Origin of the sequence: Paractinoplanes globisporus DSM 43857 (assembly GCF_000379645.1) — a bacterium.
In the GTDB taxonomy this organism is placed as follows: Bacteria; Actinomycetota; Actinomycetes; order Mycobacteriales; family Micromonosporaceae; genus Actinoplanes; species Actinoplanes globisporus.
Genome location: NZ_KB903313.1, coordinates 107552 through 125992, shown reverse-complemented (window position 1 = coordinate 125992; position 18441 = coordinate 107552). Strand labels below are relative to the sequence as shown.

At 71.8% G+C, this 18441-nt stretch carries 16 protein-coding genes; 8 read left to right on the top strand and 8 right to left on the bottom strand.

Going from position 1 to position 18441, the window contains the following annotated elements:
* The first annotated feature begins 44 nt into the window (after nt 1-44).
* Nucleotides 45-965: an expansin EXLX1 family cellulose-binding protein gene (locus tag A3CQ_RS0127875; RefSeq protein WP_020514240.1), complete on the top strand. Its 921-nt coding sequence runs from the start codon at nt 45-47 to the stop codon at nt 963-965.
* A gap of 127 nt (nt 966-1092) precedes the next feature.
* On the opposite strand, the gene A3CQ_RS0127870 is transcribed toward A3CQ_RS0127875, so the two are convergent.
* A complete protein-coding gene (locus tag A3CQ_RS0127870) occupies nt 1093-1614 on the bottom strand; it encodes a GNAT family N-acetyltransferase (RefSeq protein ID WP_020514239.1) in 522 nt (173 codons plus the stop codon).
* A gap of 171 nt (nt 1615-1785) precedes the next feature.
* Here A3CQ_RS0127870 and A3CQ_RS0127865 point away from each other — a divergent pair, with 171 nt between their 5' ends.
* A complete protein-coding gene (locus tag A3CQ_RS0127865) occupies nt 1786-2490 on the top strand; it encodes a hypothetical protein (RefSeq protein WP_020514238.1) in 705 nt (234 codons plus the stop codon).
* 4 nt (nt 2491-2494) lie between these two features.
* Here the strand turns inward: A3CQ_RS0127865 and A3CQ_RS0127860 are convergent, their stop codons facing one another.
* Nucleotides 2495-2926: an SRPBCC family protein gene (locus A3CQ_RS0127860; protein WP_020514237.1), complete on the bottom strand. Its 432-nt coding sequence runs from the start codon at nt 2924-2926 to the stop codon at nt 2495-2497.
* Between the two features lie 23 nt (nt 2927-2949).
* Between A3CQ_RS0127860 and A3CQ_RS0127855 the strand changes: the two genes are divergently transcribed.
* On the top strand, nt 2950-3495 hold the full coding sequence (locus tag A3CQ_RS0127855; RefSeq protein ID WP_020514236.1) for a TetR family transcriptional regulator: 546 nt from the start codon (nt 2950-2952) through the stop codon (nt 3493-3495).
* Here the strand turns inward: A3CQ_RS0127855 and A3CQ_RS0127850 are convergent.
* Complete coding sequence (locus A3CQ_RS0127850) at nt 3486-4901, bottom strand: L-fucose/L-arabinose isomerase family protein (RefSeq protein WP_020514235.1); 1416 nt, start codon at nt 4899-4901, stop codon at nt 3486-3488. The two genes, A3CQ_RS0127855 and A3CQ_RS0127850, sit on opposite strands and share 10 nt — an antisense overlap.
* Before the next feature lie 224 nt (nt 4902-5125).
* Between A3CQ_RS0127850 and A3CQ_RS0127845 the strand changes: the two genes are divergently transcribed.
* From A3CQ_RS0127845 to A3CQ_RS0127825, 5 genes are read left to right on the top strand one after another with little or no spacing between them, the layout of a single operon-like run.
* Nucleotides 5126-6424 carry an ABC transporter substrate-binding protein gene (locus A3CQ_RS0127845; protein ID WP_026206277.1) on the top strand — a complete coding sequence of 433 codons (1299 nt, stop codon included), beginning with the start codon at nt 5126-5128 and terminating at the stop codon, nt 6422-6424.
* Nucleotides 6421-7893, top strand: coding sequence for a sulfatase family protein (locus A3CQ_RS0127840; protein ID WP_020514233.1), 1473 nt, complete (start codon nt 6421-6423; stop codon nt 7891-7893). Before A3CQ_RS0127845 ends, A3CQ_RS0127840 begins: the two co-directional genes overlap by 4 nt.
* Nucleotides 7890-8831 (top strand): carbohydrate ABC transporter permease, encoded by a 942-nt coding sequence (locus tag A3CQ_RS0127835; protein WP_020514232.1) that lies wholly within the window; start codon nt 7890-7892, stop codon nt 8829-8831. Before A3CQ_RS0127840 ends, A3CQ_RS0127835 begins: the two co-directional genes overlap by 4 nt.
* Nucleotides 8828-9652 carry a carbohydrate ABC transporter permease gene (locus A3CQ_RS0127830; protein WP_020514231.1) on the top strand — a complete coding sequence of 275 codons (825 nt, stop codon included), beginning with the start codon at nt 8828-8830 and terminating at the stop codon, nt 9650-9652. Before A3CQ_RS0127835 ends, A3CQ_RS0127830 begins: the two co-directional genes overlap by 4 nt.
* Nucleotides 9649-13161: a hypothetical protein gene (locus A3CQ_RS0127825; RefSeq protein WP_020514230.1), complete on the top strand. Its 3513-nt coding sequence runs from the start codon at nt 9649-9651 to the stop codon at nt 13159-13161. The genes A3CQ_RS0127830 and A3CQ_RS0127825 overlap by 4 nt, the downstream gene beginning before the upstream one ends.
* Here A3CQ_RS0127825 and A3CQ_RS0127820 read toward each other — a convergent pair whose 3' ends face one another.
* From A3CQ_RS0127820 to A3CQ_RS0127800, 5 genes are read right to left on the bottom strand one after another with little or no spacing between them, the layout of a single operon-like run.
* A complete protein-coding gene (locus tag A3CQ_RS0127820; RefSeq protein WP_020514229.1) occupies nt 13162-14130 on the bottom strand; it encodes a 2-hydroxyacid dehydrogenase in 969 nt (322 codons plus the stop codon). It abuts the gene before it with no gap.
* The gene (locus tag A3CQ_RS0127815) at nt 14127-15521 is read right to left on the bottom strand and encodes an FGGY family carbohydrate kinase (RefSeq protein WP_026206276.1); all 1395 of its coding nucleotides are present in this window, start codon (nt 15519-15521) and stop codon (nt 14127-14129) included. The genes A3CQ_RS0127820 and A3CQ_RS0127815 overlap by 4 nt, the downstream gene beginning before the upstream one ends.
* Nucleotides 15518-16315, bottom strand: a complete 798-nt coding sequence (locus A3CQ_RS0127810) for a DeoR/GlpR family DNA-binding transcription regulator (RefSeq protein WP_020514227.1) — start codon at nt 16313-16315, stop codon at nt 15518-15520. The genes A3CQ_RS0127815 and A3CQ_RS0127810 overlap by 4 nt, the downstream gene beginning before the upstream one ends.
* A complete protein-coding gene (locus tag A3CQ_RS0127805; protein ID WP_020514226.1) occupies nt 16312-16923 on the bottom strand; it encodes a histidine phosphatase family protein in 612 nt (203 codons plus the stop codon). Before A3CQ_RS0127805 ends, A3CQ_RS0127810 begins: the two co-directional genes overlap by 4 nt.
* The gene (locus A3CQ_RS0127800) at nt 16920-18413 is read right to left on the bottom strand and encodes an FGGY-family carbohydrate kinase (protein WP_020514225.1); all 1494 of its coding nucleotides are present in this window, start codon (nt 18411-18413) and stop codon (nt 16920-16922) included. The genes A3CQ_RS0127805 and A3CQ_RS0127800 overlap by 4 nt, the downstream gene beginning before the upstream one ends.
* Nucleotides 18414-18441 lie beyond the last annotated feature (28 nt).

Below are 18441 nucleotides of genomic sequence, written 5' to 3'. Positions count from 1 at the left end.
AGGAAGGTTGCCCGGCGCGACGACGCCGCGAAGGATCCCTCACCGTGACCGGATCCCGCCGCCTGCTCTCGCCCCGCTGGCTCGCCGCCGGCGGTGCCGTGGCCCTCGCCGCGGTACTGGGCGTCGCGCTGCTGCTGCAGAACTCCGGCTCGGCCTGCGCGGCGCCGCCGTCCACCTCGGCGAAGTCGGGCAAGGCCACCTTCTACGACCTGGCCGGCGGGACCGGGAACTGCTCGTTCCCCTCCTCCCCGGCCGACGACCTGTTCGTCGCGCTCGGTCCCGACCAGTACTCGGCCGGCGCGGCCTGCGGCACGTACCTCGACGTCACCGGGCCGAAGGGCAAGGTGCGGGTCAAGGTCACCGACTCCTGCCCGGAGTGCGCGGCGGGTCATCTCGACCTGAGCCGCACCGCGTTCAAGAAGATCGGCAACGAGGTCGACGGGATCATCCCGATCACCTACAAGACCGTCACCGGCGTCACCACCCCCGGCCCGATCAGCGTGCGGGTCAAGGAGGGCTCCTCGCAGTACTGGCTGGCCGTGCTCATCGACAACCACGGCAACCAGCTCAGATCGGTCACGGTCAACGGCAAGTCGACCCACCGCGAGGACTACAACTACTGGGTCATCGACGGCGGCGCGGGCAAGGGACCATTCACGATCAAAATCCTTGACGTGTACGGCCACAGCACCGTCGCCACCGGAGTCAAGCTCGCACCCGGAGTGACGCAGAAGACGTCCGCGCGCCTGGTCGGCGGCGGCACCACGAAGTCGTCCTCGTCGCCCAAGCCGGCCAAGAAGAAGGCCGCTGCCTCGCCCTCCGCCTCGTCGGCCGCTCCCACGACGTCCTCGGCCGCCCCGGTGCCCGAGTCGACCGAGCTCGCCGGCCCGGCCACCGAGGTCGCGCTGCCGCCCGCCGAACAGGCGGTCGACCTGGCCGCCGGCGCGGCCCACGCCTGCGGCTGACCCTTCCCTCAAACCTCCGCGCCCCACCTCCCCGCCGCGTGCCGGGCCCCACCCGGCCGCGCGCGGACCGCCGCCGCCGGCGGCGACGCCGTCACCCCCAGGGCGTCGCCGTCGGCGGCCCGCGGTTTCAGTGGTAAATATCCATCCACATGTAGATCTCGTCGCGGTCATCCCCGGGCGTCAGCCGCAGGGCGCCCGGGAGGCGTCCCACCTCGCGATAGCCGAGCTTGGCGTAGAAGTTCTCGATGCCCGCGCCGCCCCGCACGGTCACCTGCAGCCCGGCGAGCCCCAGCTTGCGGCCGAAAGCCTCGGCCTCGCGCATCAGCGCCGCACCGAGCCCGCGGCCCTGCTCGCCCGGCCGCACCATGACCCGTTTCAGGACCCGCCAGTGATCCTTCAGCTTGAACCGGTTGTCCACCACGAACAGCAGCGCCACCACCTCGTCGCCGTCCACGCCGAGGATCAGCCGGTCGAGGCCGGACGCGACGCCGTCGAACGTCGCCTCGGCCACCGGCCACACCTCGGCCGCGCTCACCGGCGCCACGAACCCCACGGCCCCGCCGGCGTTGGTCACCTCCACCCACAGCTCCACGATCCGCGCGCGCAGGTCATCGGTCAGATCCGGATCCACCACGAACTCGACAGACATGCCGCCATCATCCCTATCGCCCGCCGGTGACCTGCCTCACCACCCAGGGCCCGACCCCTGGCCGCACACTGGCCCCGGCCCGGGGCCAGGGAAACCTACCGGTGCGGTGCGGGGGTCGCGGCGGCCAGGCTGGTGCCACGGAGAAGTCGCCGGGGCGTAGGAGGGGGCGACGTGAACGAACTGCTGGGGCTGGCGATCGAGGGACACGGGGGGATGCGGCGGTGGCGGGAGATCTCGCGCCTCCGCGCCGTGCTCTCGATCACCGGCGAGATCTGGAAGGAGCACCGCAAGGACGGTCTGCTCGACAACGTGACGATCGAGGCGGAGACCCGCGACCAGCGACTCACGATCGCGCCGTTCCCGGGGGCCGGGCGGTACGCGACCTGGGAGCCGCACCGGCGGACCATCGAGACCGCCGAGGGCGTGCCGATCGCCGAGCGCCGGGACGTGCCGGCCGCGCCGGCCTGGGACGACCTGGACGTCGCCTACCTCGCGGCCGAGGCGTGCTGGACGTCCTTCACGGCGCCGTTCCTCTTCGCCCGCCCCGACTTCACGACGGCGGAGCTCGGGCCGTGGGTCGAGGACGGGCAGATCTGGCAGCGCCTGCGGGTCACCTACCCGGCCTGTGTCGCGACGCACGGCCGCGAGCAGGTCTGCTACTTCGACGGCTCCGGCTTCCTGTGCCGGGTCGACTTCACGGCCGACATCCTCGGCGGCGCCCGGTTCGCGCAGTACCCCACGGACTACTGCGAGTTCGACGGCATCCTGGTCCCGACGCGACGGCTCACGTTCGTACGGGATGAGGAAGGTGCCCCCGATCTCGGCGCGACGGTCGTCGCCGTGGACGTCGAGGACGTGATGTTCCTCTCGGCCTGAGGCGTTAAGGCGTCGGAGTCGTCTGGGTGGACGCTCGCGCGAAGGCCGCGTTCTCCTGCTGGATCACGCGCGCGATCAGGCCGCCGAAGAACGCCGAGAACAGGCCCGCGCCGCGCCCGGTGACCTCGATCGACACGGTGTTGCGGGTGCCGTCGCCCTCGGGGGCGAGCAGGTGGCGGCCGATCATGCGCAGGCCCATCCGCCGGGTCTCCCAGGTGAACTCGGTGGTCGGCGTCAGGCGCGTCACGGTCCAGACGGCCGCGGTCTGACCCGGCTGCTTGACCCGCGCCGTGCTGCCCACCCGAAGCTCACCGGCCTCGAGCCGGGTGAGCTGCTGCACGGTCGGCATGAACGAGGGCCACCGCTCGACGTCGGTGGTGAGCCGCCAGACCACCGACGGCGGCGCGCTGATGACGGTGCTGTTTTCTCGATACATAGCGTCACTGTACCATTTGGTACATGACCAGCGAACCCCGTGACGCCCTGCTTGCCAAGGTCATCGAGGCCGTGGCGAAAGACGGCCTGGCCGACCGCAGCCTCCGCGAGATCGCGGCGAGCGCCGGCACCAGCCACCGCATGCTGCTGTACCACTTCGGCTCCCGCGAGGGGTTGCTGGCCGCGATCGTCACCGCGATCGAGGCGCAGCAGAGAGCGGCGATGACGGAGACGACCGACGGCACCGCGGCCGAGGTCATGACCGCCGTGTGGGAGCGGGTCTCCAGCCCGGAGCTGCGGCCGTTCGTGCGGCTGTTCTTCGAGGTCTTCGCCCTGGCCACCCGCGGCGCGACCGGCACCGGCGAGTTGCTCGAGAGCCTGACCACGCCCTGGCTCGACGACGCGACGGAGGTCGCGACCCGGATGGGCGTGACCCCCGACCGCGCCGCGATGCGCCTGGGCGTGGCGGTCTCCCGCGGCCTGCTGCTCGACCTGCTGGCCGGCGCCCCTCAGGACGAGGTCGACGAGGCCTACCGCCTTTTCGTCCGCTTGTCCGAGGCTTACACCTGACGGAAGTCGATGCCGAGCAGGCTGGCGGCGGCCTTGTAGTCGGCCGCGCGCTCGCCGAGCGACAGCGACCAGTGGTGACCGACGCCCGAGGCGCTCCAGTCGTCGACCCACTCGCCGGGGTCGCGGCCGAAGTCGACCCGGCTCGTGGTGTTGCCGATCGCCAGCAGCGGTCCGTCCACGACCGTGCCCTCGGCGGCGACGAACGACAGCGAGCCGTCCCGGTCCTGGCCCAGTCCGAGCAGGGTGACCGGCCCGTGCCGCACGTCGAACTCGACGCTCACGCCCCAGCCCCGCTTGCCGTGATAGACGCCGAGGCCACGCAGCAGCGGACGCTTCGCGCTCACCGCGAGGTGGGCCGGCCCGTCGTGACCCATCTCGACGACGTTGTCCTCGAAGTTCAGCGCCTGGATCTCGCAGAACGAGCCGCCCGCCCCCGCGACCTGGGTGGCCAGCTGGGCCACGGTGGTCCGCAGCTCGTACTCCCCGGTCGCGGGGATGCCGCGGGCGGTCAGCAGCGAGGCGCCCAGGATCATCCCGGCGCCGAGCCGCTCGTGCTGCTCGCCGGCGAGGCCGCGGTGGTAGTAGGCGAGGCTGTCCAGCTCGAAGTCGTCGGCCAGCCGGTCGAGGCCGACCGAGACCCGGGCGCCCCAGGCGAAGTCCTCCTCCTGGACCGAGTCGTCCAGCGCGAAGATCTTGCGGGCCAGCTCCATCCGGTCGGCGACCTCGTCGTCGGTCACGGCGAGCACCCGCTCCCGCAGGTCGTCGAACTCCAGCACCTCGACGTGCGAGCCGAACGTCGTCGGCAGCAGCGTGAGGTCGGTGGAGACGTCGAGCATGCCCGGGTAGAGGTGGCCCATCAGCCCGTGCCGGGCGGTGCGCAGCGCGGCGCGTACCCGGGCCGCGGTGATCCACTGGGAGATGCGTTTCCAGGCCGATTCCTGGCGCAGCCAGCCGGTGACCGACCGGAACGGGATGCCGGCCCGGCGGAACAGGTTGCCCACCTCGGGCACCGGGCACTGCCCGCAGTACGCGAGCCAGGCGCCGGTGTCGAAGGTGGCGTGGTCCATCTTCTCGGTCGGCTGCAGGTCGATCACCAGCACCGGGGTGTTCGCCCGCTGCGCGATCGGCAGGATCATCGACGACGTCAGGTACGTGGTGAGGAACAGGACGATCAGGTCGCAGTCGGCCTGCCGCAGCTTCTCGGCCGCGACCGCGCCCTCCTGCGCGTCGGAGATGAACCCGACGTCGGTCACCTCGGCGTCCATCTCCTGGAAGCGCTCGGACACGTACCGCGCCGACTCCTGTAACTGAGGAAGCAGGTGCGGGAACTGCGGCCAGTACGTGCCGAGACCGCCGGCCACGAGCCCGATCCGGACCTTTCGCCGCTGTTTGGGGATGAGTGTCACGACGCCCTCCGAAACCTCGTGGTAACGAAGCGATTTAACACCACCACCCGTGGATATCACCAGGGTTCTACCGCCCGGTTTGCCAGAATAAAGGCGACTAAGTGGCGGATCTGAGCGGCAGATTTCCCATCCTTGACAGGTCGATCACGTGCTCATACGCTCCCGCTAACAAGATTTTCCGTAGTTTTAACAGCACACATCACACGCGACTGGATGAGGAAGGTATGACTGCGATATCGAACGGGCTCAGCCGGGCCCAATTCCTGCGGATGGTCGGCGGGCTCGCGGCCGGCGCCGGCGCGGCGGGTGTGCTCGCGGCCTGCGGCGACGGCGGCTCGTCCGGCGATGGTTCCGCCACGCTCACGGTCGTCGGCGTGGCCGACGAGAAGGCGCCGCTCGACCTGCTGACCAAGGCGTACACGGACAGCGGCGCCAAGGTCACCTTCAAGACGTCGTACGCGCCGACCGACCAGGTGCAGACCTCGGTGCGCACCCAGCTGAACGGCGGCAACGCCCCCGACATCCACGTGCTCTACCCGGGCAGCGGCAGCGCGATGTCCACCGGCGAGATCGGCAAGACCCCCGGCCTGCTCGCCGACCTGAGCGGCCAGTCGTGGACGTCGCTGATCCCGGCGAACCTCAAGTCGTCCTACTCCTACGACGGCAAGGTGCACCTGTTCTCGTCCGGCCTCACGGTCATCGGGGTCATCTACAACAAGAGCGTCTTCGCGGGCGCCAACGTGCAGATCCCGAAGACGTACGACGAGTTCCTCACGGCCTGCGACACCCTCAAGAAGGCGGGCAAGGTGCCTCTCGCGCTGGGCGCGCAGACGCCGTGGGTCACCCAGCTCATCACGTACGCCTTCGTCGCCTCGAACGTCTACCGGGACACCCCGGACTTCGACGACCAGATGCTCGCCGGCAAGGCGACCTTCCTGGACTCGGGCTGGAAGCAGTCCATGACCGAGTACATGGACCTGCGCGACCGGGGCTACTTCAACGACAACCCGAACGGCACCACGCTCGAGCAGTCCACCGCGATGGTGGCCAACGGGCAGGCGGCCATGGCCGTGCAGGTGGCGCCGCTGCTGCCCGCGTTCCGCGACGCCGCGAAGAACAAGGACGACATCTCGATGTTCCCGTTCCCGTCGGCCGACACGGCGGACAAGGTCTACACCTGGGGCGGGGCCAACGTCGGCATCGGCGTGCACGAGAAGAGCAAGAACAAGGAAGCCGCGCTGAAGTTCATCGAGTTCCTGGGCCAGCAGGAGAACATCAACAAGTGGTGCGAGGCCGTGGCCGGCATCCCGATCAAGCGGGACGCGAGCTCGAAGGTCGACCCGGCGCTCGAGTCGTTCCTGCCGCTGCTGGACGGCGGGCGGGTCGCGCCGGTCGGCCAGCGCTGGCCGAATGCCGAGGTCCAGCCCACCCACTTCTCGGTCATCCAGGAGCTGCTCGGCAAGAAGACCACGGTCGACGACGCCCTGAAGAAGATGGACGAGGTCTACAAGAAGGACGCATGACCAACCCGCCCAACCTGCTCCTGCTGTTCTGCGACCAGCTCCGGGCCGATGTGCTGGGCTGCTACGGGCATCCGTTCGCGGTCACCCCCGCGATGGACGGCCTGGCGGCCCGCGGCACGGTGTACGACCGGGCCTACACCCCGTCGCCGGTCTGCGTTCCGGCCCGGGCCTCGCTCGTTTTCGGCGCCGAGCCGGGCGAGACCGGGTGCTACGAGAACGGCTACCCGATGCCGGCCGACCGCCCCTCGATGATGCGGGTGCTGTCGGACGCCGGCTACCGCACCCATGGTGTCGGCAAGATGCATTTCACTCCCGACCCGTACGCCCCCTGGGGTTTTCAGACCCGGGACATCGGTGAGGAGTTCGGCTCGGCCGAGCACGACGACTATCTGCGGTTCCTCGCCGACCGCGGCTACCACCACGTCGAGCGGCCGCACGGGTTGCGCGACGAGATGTACTACGTGCCGCAGCTGTCGCCGGTGCCCGAGCCGCTGCACTACAGCCACTGGGTGGCCGACCGCAGCCTCGCGTTCCTGCGTGCCCGGGAACCCGGGGAGCCCTTCTTCCTCTGGTCGAGCTTCATCCACCCGCACCCGCCGTTCGCGCCGCCGTCGCCCTGGCACCGGCTCTACCAGCCGTCGCTGATGCCGCCGCCGCGGCGGGTGCCGGGCGAGGCCGGCCTGATGACCGTGCACAATCTGAAGCAGAACCGGTACAAGTTCCGCGACGGCGGCGAGGACCGGCGGCTGCTCCAGCTCATCCAGGCGTATTACCTGGCCTGTGTGTCCTTCGTGGACGCTCAGATCGCGCGGATCCTCGCCGAGGTGCCGGAGGACACCGTCGTGGTGCTCAGCGCCGACCATGGCGAGTTCCTCGGCGACTACGGGTACTTCGGCAAGCGCTCGTTCCTGGACCCGGCCGCACGGGTGCCGCTCGTGGTGGCCGGGCCGGGCTTCGCGGCCGGCGAGCGGTCGGACGAGCTGGCGTCGCTGGTCGACATCGCGCCGACACTGCTGGCGGCGGCCGGCATCACCCCCGAAACCAAACCCCTTCCGCACGTACGCCGGGAAACTCTGTTCGGCCAACTGCAGACCGGCGGGTCCGGGCTCTATCTCACGCTGACCCGGCGCTGGAAGTACGTGTACTCCGCGGCCGACCGGCGGGAGTACCTCATCGACAAGCTCCGCGATCCAGGCGAGACCACCAACGTGGCCTACAACGTGCACTGCCGGGACGCGCTGCTGTCCATGCGGGAGCGGGCCGCCGGCCACTTCCCGGAGCTGGCCGGCACGGGTTTCGACACCGCGAACGTGCCGCTGGCGCTCGGTGCGCCGGACGAGGCCGAGACGCTGGCGGTCATCGCCCGGGACCCGGACGGCGGATTCCTGACCATTCCCGACGACGACGTGGCGCCGGACGAGACCTTCGCCGAGTACCGCACCCGTTACCGCGAGGGGGAGAAATCGTGACCACATCGACCGTCGTGAAGGCCGAATCGGAGCAGGCGCCGCCGCGACCGGCCCGCCGGAGAGCGCGCGACCGCCTGGGCCCGCCCTGGTTCTTCGTGGTGCCGGCGCTGCTTGTCTACGCGGCGATCGTGCTCTATCCCAGCGTGTCCGGGATCGTGTACGCGTTCACCGACTGGTCCGGCCTCGGCGACTGGTCGTTCGTCGGGCTGAAGAACTTCGACACGCTCTTCCACGACGAGCAGGCGCTCGGCGCCCTGAAGAACACGCTGCTGCTCACCGTCGCGATCGTGGTGGTGCAGAACGCCATCGGCCTGGCGCTCGCGCTCGGCGTGCACACCCGCATCAAGAGCCGGATCCTGCTGCGCGCCGTCTTCTTCGCGCCGGTCGTGGTCAGCCCGGTCATGGTGGCGTTCCTGTGGAAGTACGTCTACAACCCCGCGCCGGACGCCGGGCTCAACGGGCTGCTCGGCGCGATCGGGCTGGACTCCCTGCGGCAGGACTGGCTGGGCAACCCGTCGCTGGCGCTGTGGTCGGTGGCCTTCATGGTGATCTGGCAGCACGCCGGGTACTCGATGGTGATTTTCCTGGCCGGGCTCGAGGGCGTCCCCGCCGACCTGCACGAGGCGGCCACCATCGACGGCGCCGGCCGGTTCAGCCGCTTCCGGTACATCACCTGGCCGCTGCTTGCGCCGGCCACGACGATCAACCTGATGCTCTCCACCATCGGCGGGCTCAAGCTGTTCGACCAGATCTTCGCGGCGACCAACGGCGGCCCCGGGTACGCGACCGAGACCCTGTCGACCGTGCTCTACAAGCAGGCGTTCGTCTTCGGGCGGTTCGGCTACAGCACCGCCGTGGCGCTCGTCCTGGCCCTGTTCGTGGCCGCCGTGTCCCTCGTACAGATCCGTTACCTGCGCGCCCGGGAGGACCAGACGTGAACCGGTACCGTCCGCGGACGTTCGCGCTCGAACTGCTCATGGTGGCGGTCGGCGTGGCGTTCCTCTTCCCCGTGTACGCGCTCATCACGCTCTCGCTCAAGAACGCCGACCAGATCGCGAGCAGCCCGCTCGGCCTGCCCCGCCCGCCCACCCTGCACAACTACTCCGAGGCGTGGTCGGCCGCCTCGCTGGGCGGCGCGCTGCTGAGCAGCACCCTGGTCACCGTCCTCAGCCTGGTGCTGCTGATCGCGATCGGCTCGTGCGCCGCCTACTTCCTGGCCCGGACCAGGAGCCGCCTCGGGTACGGGATGTACGTGCTGTTCCTGCTCGGCATCGTGCTGCCGTTCCAGCTCGGGATGATTCCGCTGTACAACCTGTTCTCCCGGCTCGACCTGATCGGCAGCTATCAGTCGATCATCGTGTTCTACAGCGGGATCCAGCTGCCGTTCACGATCTTCCTGTACACCGGCTTCATCCGGGCGCTGCCGTCGGAGTACGCGTCGGCCGCACTTGTCGACGGGGCATCGCACTGGCAGGCGTACACCCGGATTGTCTTTCCGTTGTTGCGCCCGATCACCGGAACCGTGCTGATCCTGAACGCGGTCTTCATCTGGAACGACTTCTTCACCCCGCTGCTCTACCTGGCGGGTTCCGACCACGAGACCGTGCCGGTGCGCATCTTCGCCTTCGTCGGGCAGTACGTCTCCGACTACGGCCTCGTCTTCGCCGGGCTGGTGCTGGGCGCCATCCCGATCCTGGTCGTCTTCCTGGTGCTGCAGCGCTATGTCATCAAGGGCTTCGCGAGCGGGCTGAAGGGATGAGCCCAGATATCTCGCCGGCCGCGCTGTGGTGGTGGAGCGGCGAAGCGCTCGACCGGAAGCGGCTGCGGTGGCAGTTGGAGCGCTATCGGGACGGCGGGGTGCACAACCTCGTCGTCATCAATCTGGCCGCGTCGGGGCCCATGTTCGGGAGCGACCCGGATTCGCCGGCGTTCTTCTCGGACGACTGGTGGGCCATTTTCGAGTACGTCTGCGAGCGCGCCGCCGAGCTCGGCATCTCGATCTGGTTCTACGACCAGATCGGGTTCTCCGGGGCGGACGTGGCGGCGCGGCTCGTCGAGCGGAACCCGTCGTACGCCGGGCAGTGGCTGATGCCGGACGGCAGTGTCACCGCCAGCGGCTTCGACTACCTGTCGCCGGAGGCCTGCGCCGCACTGCTCGACGCCGTGCACGGCGAGTTCGAACGGCGGCTGGGGCACCTGCTCGGGAGTGTCATCGTCGGCTCGTTCCAGGACGAGCTGCCGGCCATGCCGACCTGGTCGTCCTCGTTCGCGGCTTCGTTCGAGGAGCGCCGCGGCTATCCACTCTCTCCGCTGGTGCTGAACGACGTCGACAACCCGGCCGGGGACACCGTGCGGCGCGACTACCACCGCACCCGGGCCGAGCTGGCCGAGGAGGCGTTCTTCCGGCCGCACGCGGCGTGGCACCAGAAGCACGGGCTTCTCGCCGGGTGCGATCAGCAGGACCCGGCGCGCAACGGCGATCCGGTGGGCGGCGTGCGCCTGTACGCGGACTACGCCCGCACCCACCGATGGTTCAGCGCGCCCGGGGCCGACCACCACGGCGACGCGCGGCTGCACTCGTCGCTCGCCCACCTGTACGGGCATCCGCGCACCTGGATCGAGGCGTTCCACTCGAGCGGGTGGGGCAGCACGCTGGAGGAGACGTACGACTGGCTGCTGCCCTTCCTGCGGGCCGGGGCGAACCTGTACGACCCGCACGCCACCTACTACTCGACCAAGGGCGGCTGGTGGGAGTGGGCGCCGCCGGCCACCGACTGGCGGCAGCCGTACTGGGCGCATCACGCCGTCTTCGCGGGCGCGGTCGCCCGGCTGTGCGAGACGTTGTCGCGGGGGCGGCATGTGTGCGACGTGGCGGTGCTGCTGCCCACGGCGACCGTCCAGGCCGCCACGGGAGTCCCCCGCGGCGCCGAGGTGGCGACCGGGGCCGCCGCCCGCACGGCCCAGCGGGTCTATCAGGAGATCGTCGGCGACATGACCTGGTTCCGCACCGTGCCGGGCGTGCTCGACCGGTTGCGGCGCGAGGCGGACGTCATCGACGACGACTCGCTGGTGCGGGCCTCGGTCTCGGGCGGGGTCGTCCGGGTGGCCGACGAGGCGTACCGGGTGATCGTGCTGCCGGCCTGCACGGTCCTCGACGATGAGGTGGCGGCCCGGCTGGATTCCTTTGTGGCCGGTGGTGGCCTGCTGATCGCGGTCGAGGCGATGCCGCCCCAACTGCGGGAGCATTTCGCGGCCGGCCGGGCCCATCTGCTGCGCAGCGCCGAGGATCTGGGCGCGGTGCTGGCCGCCGTGCCGCCGCCGGTGGAGGCGCCGGTGCCGTCGCTCGTGCGGGACGTGGACGGTACGCGGATCGTCTTCCTGCCGGCGGCCGCGCCACGCGCCAGCGACGTCTCGGTGGGAGCGCCGGAGGAGCGCGGTATCTCGCTGGGCTGGCTCGACGCGTCGTACGACTTCGATCCCGGCCGCTATCACGAGAGCATCCCGGTTCGCGTGCGCGGCGTCTCCGCGTACGCCGTCCTGGTCGATCCCTTCACCGGGAGCGAGCGGGTCCTGCTCAGCACCCAGGTCGGCGACGCGGTCGACGTGCGGGTGCCGTTCGATCGTGGTCCGGCGGCGCTGCTGATGTTTCCGCCTTTTGAAGCCGCGGCGCCTGACCAGACCGCCGCTCTCACCGAAGAAGTCGATCTCGGGTCGCATTGGGTCTCGGAGCTCGTGCCCACAATGGACAACACGTGGGGCGACTTCGCACGCCCGGCGGGCGCGCCGGTGGCGCTGGAACGCTGGGCAATGCGGCATCGCACCGGCGACGGGGCTTGGCAGCCGGCGCATGCCACCTTCGGGCCGCATGCGAGCGGGCTGACCTACTCCACCTCGCGCGGCATCCGGAAGGACCCGATCCACCGGGAGACGCTGGGGCCCAAGGGACACGTGCCCGAGGAGTTCCTCGCGTTCGGCCCGGTGAAGGCCCATCGGCCGGCCCGGCTGCGCACCGACCTGATCGTGGCAACCGGCACGGACGGATGGCTCGCGGTGGGCGCGGCCGCGGCCAAGAAGGGCACCCTCGACGGCGAGCCGCTGGTCTTCACCGATCACGGCTATCTGGCGTACGCGCCGGTGCGCCTGACGGCCGAACGGCACGCGCTCGACCTCGTCCTGACCCCGACCGAGAGTCTGGACCTGCGAGCGTACGTGGCCGTGGTCGGCGACATCGAGCGGTTCGCCCGGCCGGAGTGGATCCAGGCGCGCGGGACGGGATCCCGGGTCGTGTTCTCGGCACCGACCAAGCCGGGCACCATTCAGGTGGCCGCCCGCGACCAGTGCGTCGTGCGGGTCGACGGCGTGGAGGTCGGGCGGCAGGGCGGCTTCGAGCCGTACGCCGAGCAGGAGACGCCCCGGGTCCGCCGCTACGAGGTGCCGGCCGGCGAGCTGTCGGTGGAGCTGGGCGAGGGCGCGATCCTCGTCGACGGCGCGGCCCGCAGCGGCCGGCACTGGACGGCGACCCGCGACGGCGTACCGGTGGGGATCGAGGTGCGCCGTCGCCAGTACGGCGACCCGGCCGCCCTGCATCTGCCCCGCCGCCCGCATCCGTTGCCGGAGACGGCCTGGCTGGCGGACGCCCCGGCCGACGGCACCGTCCGGCCGGTGGTGCTGGCCGACCCGGACCAGGCGGAGCTGCAGTGGCTGTCCTTCGTCGTCCCGCCCGGCGCCACCTCGCTCGGCCTGTCGGCGTACGGCGAGGTGGTCGTGCTGGTGGACGGCGTCGAGCGGGCGAAGGGCGTCGGCGACCCGGTCACGCTCGCGGTCGACCTGGACGGCTCGCGAGAGTGCACCCTGCGCGTGGTGACCCGTCCCGGCTACTCGCACGGCGCGATCCTGGCCGGCCCGGTCACCTTCGAGACGGGCCCCGGAACGATCGAACTGGGCGACTGGCAGGAGGTGGGCCTGCCCGAGTACAGCGGCGGGGTCCGCTACCGCCGCCGCTTCCACACCGACTTAGGCTCCATAGTGGACCTCGGGCGCGTTCGAGGCACCGCCGAGGTGGTGCTGAACGGGCAGTCGCTGGGCGTCCGGGTTTGCGCGCCGTACACCTTCGAGGTGGGCGACGCGCTGCGGCACGGGGAGAACGAGCTGGAAGTGCTGGTGTACAACACGCTCGCGCCCTACCTCGACGCGATCAGCCCGACCAGCTTCGTGTTCCACGGCCAGAAGGTGTCGGGCTTGTTCGGCCCGGTCCGGCTCCGCTGGTGACTATCGGAGGAAGCTGGCGACCGCCTCGGCCGCCAGCGCCGCCGCCCGCTCAGCGGTCTGCACCGTCGCGCCGGCCAAGTGCGGCGTCAGCACCACGTTCGGGGCGGTGAGAATGCGGCTGCCGGCCGGGATCGGCTCCGCCTCGAAGACGTCGAAGGCGGCCGCCCCGAGCCGGCCCGACTCCAGCGCGTCGACCACGGCGTCGTAGTCGACCAGGCCGCCGCGGGCCGTGTTCACCAGGACCGCGCCGTGGGGCATGCGGGCCAGGGCGGCCTCGTCGATCAGGTGGTGGGTCTCGGCGGTGAGGCGGGCGTGCAGGCTCACCACGCCGGACCGGGACAACAGCTCCTCCAGTGTGGACACCGACTCGACGGCGGCGTAGGGGTCGTAGACGACCACCGACGCGTCGAAGGCCTCCAGCATGCGAGCGACGCGGGCACCGATCGCGCCGTAGCCGACCAGGCCGACCGTGGCGCCGGAGAGCTCCCGCCCGGCCGCGCTGAGGGCGTACAGATCGCTGCGCCACTCGCCGGCCCGGACCGTGGCGTGCACATCGGGAAGGCGGCGCAGCGCGGCCAGCATCAGGGCCAGCGTGTGCTCGGCCGCGGCCGGCGCGTTGCGGCCCGGCGTCGAGCGGACCTCGATGCCGCGCTCGGCGGCCGCCGCCACGTTGACATTGACCGGGCCGCCGCGGGTGCAGACGATCAGGCGCAACGCGTCGGCCTCGGCCAGCACCCGGGCGGTGAACGGCGCCATCTGGGTGACCGCGACCTCGACCCCGGCCAGCGCCGCGATCAGCTCGTCCTCGTCGCCGCAGGCCTCGTCGACCTCGCCGATCTTCCCGAACGGCTGGTACGGCCAGGCCGAGGTAAGAGTGGTGATCTCGTGCGTGGCGCCCATGCGCTCGCGCAGCGCGGCCGTCACCAGCTCCGGCGTGACGAAATGGTCGCCCGCGACGAGGATCTTCATGCTTTCGGTTCCCTCCACCAGTCCCGTGCGTGCGACACCGCCCGCAGGTAGCGCTCGTATCCGTCGGCGTAGCGGCCCGAGTCGGGGCCGGGCTCGACGACCACCCCGGCCGGCGCCGGCAATGCGGGGCGCCCGACGGCCCGGCCGGCGGCGAGGGCCGCGCCCCGGGCGCCGACCTCCTCGCCGGGGAGCGCGCGCAGCGGCCGGCCCAGCACGTCCGCGAAGATCTGCAGCCATGGCCGGCTAGCCGCGCCGCCGCCGCACACGACGAGCTCGCCGGTGAGCCCGGCCGCCGACAGGCAGTGCCGCGCCGCGTACGCGATCCCCTCGGCCACCGCCCGCACGACGTCGGCCTTTCCGGCGCCGACATGCAGGCCGTCGAGGCGGGCGCGCGCGGCCGGCTCGACGAACGGGGCCCGCTCGCCGGCCTCGGCGAAGAACGGCAACGCGCTCACCCCGCTCGCCCCGGCCGGGCTCGCCGCGAGCAGCCCGGGCAGGTCGGCGACGCCGGCGCCGACCAGCGCGAGCACCCAGTCGAGGGCGGCCGCGCCGACCATCGCCGGCATGGCCCGCAGCCAGCGGCCGTCCTCCCAGGTGGCGAGCGTGAGGCCGCACGGCTCGCCGGTGGTCTCGACGGCGTCGGTGAGCACCTGACAAGCGAGCGTGGTGCCGAGGATGAGCAGCCCGTCGCCGACCTCGGTGACGCCGCCGCCCCACGCGCTCGCGGGCAGGTCGTACGGCGCGGCCACCACGAGGGTGCCGTCGGAGCGCGGCGCCATCGGCGGGCGCCGGATGGGCGCCAGCAGCCGGCGGTACTCGCGCAGGCCGCACAGGTCGAGCAGGTCGTCGGCGTAGTCGCCGGTGCGCGGGTCGAGGAACGGCACGGACGCGTCCGAGGGGTCGGTGGCGCGCAGGCCGGTCAGCCGCTGCACCACCATGTCCTTGCAGTAACCGGCGGTCGCGGCGGCCTCGAGAACGTGCGGCTCCTGCTCGGCGAGGGCGGCGAGGACCGGCGCGGCGGCGCCGGGAAAGAGCAGAGATCCGGTACGCCGGAACAGCGCCTCGAGGATGCCGTCGGACTCCCAGCGGGCCAGGATGTCGCCGGCCCGGGCGTCCAGCCAGGAGACGGCGGGCCGCACCGGCCGGCCGGAGCCGTCGGACAACCACACGCCGTCGCCCTGCCCCGTGACCCCGATCGCCTCAAAGGGGCCGGGGAGCCGTTCGAGGACGGCGGAAGCGGCAGCGAACACCTCGTCGGCGTCCTGCTCGTAGCGGCCGGGGCCGGCCCGGTCGAGCCGCGCCCGCTCGGCGGCGCGGGCCACCGGCACACCGTCGTCGTCGAAGGCTACGGCCTTGATGACGGTCGTGCCCGCGTCCAACCCAACGATCATGTGACGACCTCGTGGCGTATCCCGTGCTCGCGCATCTCGGCGAGCGACTCCTGGCCGGCCCGGGCGTCGGTGAGCACGAGCTCGAAGTCGCGCAGCGGGGCCAGCCGGTGCAGCGCCGCGCGGCCCAGCTTGGTGTGGTCGACCATCAGCACCGAGCGCTGCGCGGCCCGCATCATCGCCCGCTTGACCAGCACGATCTCCTGCTCCTGGTGGTACGCGTAGCCGTCGGCGACCGCGGACGTGGAGGCGAAGAGCAGGTCGACCCGCAGCGCCTCGATGGCCTCGATGCACGGCACGCCGAGGAAGCTGTCGTGGGTCGGGTGGTACTCGCCGCCGAGCGCGAGCAGGCGGATGCCGGGGCGGCCGGCGAGCAGCTTGACGGTCTCGAGGAAGTTCGTCACCACGGTCAGCGGCGTGATGCCCTCGAGCAGCCGGGCCAGCTCGAGCGTCGAGGTGGAGTCGTCGACCATCACGGCCATGCCCGGCTCGATCAGCTCGCGCGCCCGCCGGGCCAGCGCCTGCTTCTCGGCCAGCGACGCCTGCATGCGGTACGAGACGTTGCTCTCGAACACGCTCGACGGCTGGGCGCTGACGCCGCCGCGGTGCTTGCGCACGACACCCTGGCGCTCCAGCTCGTCGAGGTCGCGGTGGATCGTCATGAGGCTGACGCCGAACTGCTCGGCGAGATCGGTGGCGGAGACCGAGCCGTGGCTCACCACGTACTCGGCGATGTCTGTCTGGCGCTGGGCGGGCCGGCTGCGCTCGGCCGAGGGGGTCGCCGAAGGGGTCGTCATGCCGCACATCCTGGAGTGAGCCCCACGTTGTAGGCCAGCAGCGCGGCCGACCCGGTGTCGAATCGCAGGTCGGTGCGGGACGCCGGGCTCAGTCCCGGCAGTTTCCGGCGGTACTCGCGCAGCGGGACCCCGAGCACCGCACACACGATCAGCCGGATCAGCGTGCTGTGGGCGACGATCAAAATCCTTCCCCGGGGGTACGCGCCGGCGAGCTCACCGAGGGCGGCCATGGCTCGCTCGACGGCGTCCCGCGGGTGCTCCCCGCCCGGGAAGTGGTTCTCGGCCGGGTCGGCGACGAAACGCGCCGCCACGTCGGCTGGCATCTCGGCCAGCAGTCGACCCTCGGCCGAGCCGAAATCGAGCTCGCGCAGCCGCTTGTCGACGATCGGCGTGAGCCCGGCGCGGGCCGCGGACGGCGCCGCGGTGCGGACCGCGCGGATCAGGTCGGAGCAGGCCAGCGCCGTCAGCCCGGCCCCGGCGGCCCAGTCCGCCAGTTCCTCGGCCTGGCGCTCGCCGGTCTCGTCGAGGCCGATGTCGGAGCTACCGGTGTACCGGTTGGGCCGGTGCCACGGCGTCTGCCCGTGCCGGACGAGATGGAGGGTCGTCATGCCGCACACCGTGCCAGGCGCTCGTCGATGTACCCGAGGAGGACCAGCTCGCCGAGGAACTTCGCGTACGGCTCGGCGAACCGCTCGGCGGCCTCGGGGCGGGGCTCGACCACCCCGGCCAGCCGCACCATCCGTCGCGCGGTGACCGACAGCGAGCCGTTGCCGGCCGCGGCGAGCACGGCCATGCCGACCGCGGGCTCGGCCTGCTCGGGCCGGTGCAGCGGGCGTCCCAGCACGTCGGCGCGCAGCTGCGTCCAGTACGCGCTGCGGCTGCCGCCGCCGGTCACCATCACCCGCCCGTCGAGCTTGGCGCCCAGCGTCTCCACGTACGCGTAACAGAGCTTTTCCACGAAGGACACACCCTGCAGCAATGCCGCGTACCGGTCGGCCCGGGATCGCGGGCGGCCGAGCAGGAAGCCCTGGGCGTCCGGGCGCACGAACGGGAACCGCTCGCCGCGCGAGGCCAGCGGGTAAGCGACGGCGCCGGCCGGCTCGAACGCCGCGGCCGCCGCGTCGAACACCGCCGGGTCGTCGCGGAACTCGGCGGGGATCGAGCCGGCTCCGACGTTCGACGCGCCGCCGGGCAGCCACCCGCCGTCCGGGTGGCGGTGCGAGTAGACCGCGCCGCCCGGGTCGCTCAGCCGCTCGGTCGTGACGCCCTTGAGCACCAGCGTGGTGCCGAGCACCGAGTTCCAGTCGCCGGGGCTGAGCGCGCCCGCCGCGACCTGCGCGGCACAGCCGTCGGTCATGCCGGCGAGAACCGGAACGCCGGCCGGGAAGCCGGTCTCCTCGGCCGCTCGCGCGCTGACCGCACCGAGGCGGCTGCCCGGGCGCACCACGTCGGGCAGCATCGACAGGGGCAGGCCGAGCTGGTCGAGCACCTCGGTCGGCCAGCGGTGCGCGCTCAGGTCGTACCCCGTCTTGAGAGCGTGACTGAAATCGGTCGCGACCGGCGCACCCACCAGGCGACCGGCGAGATAGTCGGCGGAGTGCGCGAGCCGCACGCCGCCCCGCGCCGCGGCCTGCCGGGTCGCCGCGTCGGCCTGGCCCAGCAGCCACAACGCCTTGGGCAGCGCCCAGGAGCGCTGCATCGGGAGCCCCAGTGCCGCCCACAGCGCCCCGCCCGCCTCGGCCGCCCGCCGCTCCTCGGCCTCGGCGCGCGCGTCGTCGTACATCAGCGCGGAGGTGAGCGCGGCGCCGCGCCCATCGGTGAGCAGCACCGTCCCGGAAGTGCTGCAGAGAGCGACGCCGCGCAGTCTCTCGGCGGCCAGCCCGTCGAGCGCGGCCCGGCTCGCCGCCCCGAGCGCCCGCCACCACGAGGCCGGGTCCTGCTCGTGAATGCGCCCCGGCGCCCGCTGGCTGGAGAGTTTCGCCGAACCCTGGCCGGCGAGCTCACCATCGGCGTCGACGACGGCGACCCGCAGGCTCTGGGTGCCCACGTCGACCCCGGCCCAGAGCGGCTCACCGGCGCTCGCTGACGACTGAACCATGGGCTGTCGAGCTCCCCGCTGCCGATGT

Excerpts from the sequence above, each read along its gene's own strand:
- A3CQ_RS0127870 (WP_020514239.1), bottom strand. The coding sequence starts at position 1,614 with ATGTCTGTCGAGTTCGTGGTGGATCCGGATCTGACCGATGACCTGCGC.
- A3CQ_RS0127860 (WP_020514237.1), bottom strand. The coding sequence starts at position 2,926 with ATGTATCGAGAAAACAGCACCGTCATCAGCGCGCCGCCGTCGGTGGTC.
- A3CQ_RS0127855 (WP_020514236.1), top strand. The coding sequence starts at position 2,950 with ATGACCAGCGAACCCCGTGACGCCCTGCTTGCCAAGGTCATCGAGGCC.
- A3CQ_RS0127845 (WP_026206277.1), top strand. The coding sequence starts at position 5,126 with ATGACTGCGATATCGAACGGGCTCAGCCGGGCCCAATTCCTGCGGATG.
- A3CQ_RS0127840 (WP_020514233.1), top strand. The coding sequence starts at position 6,421 with ATGACCAACCCGCCCAACCTGCTCCTGCTGTTCTGCGACCAGCTCCGG.
- A3CQ_RS0127825 (WP_020514230.1), top strand. The coding sequence starts at position 9,649 with ATGAGCCCAGATATCTCGCCGGCCGCGCTGTGGTGGTGGAGCGGCGAA.
- A3CQ_RS0127820 (WP_020514229.1), bottom strand. The coding sequence starts at position 14,130 with ATGAAGATCCTCGTCGCGGGCGACCATTTCGTCACGCCGGAGCTGGTG.
- A3CQ_RS0127815 (WP_026206276.1), bottom strand. The coding sequence starts at position 15,521 with ATGATCGTTGGGTTGGACGCGGGCACGACCGTCATCAAGGCCGTAGCC.
- A3CQ_RS0127810 (WP_020514227.1), bottom strand. The coding sequence starts at position 16,315 with ATGACGACCCCTTCGGCGACCCCCTCGGCCGAGCGCAGCCGGCCCGCC.
- A3CQ_RS0127805 (WP_020514226.1), bottom strand. The coding sequence starts at position 16,923 with ATGACGACCCTCCATCTCGTCCGGCACGGGCAGACGCCGTGGCACCGG.
- A3CQ_RS0127800 (WP_020514225.1), bottom strand. The coding sequence starts at position 18,413 with ATGGTTCAGTCGTCAGCGAGCGCCGGTGAGCCGCTCTGGGCCGGGGTC.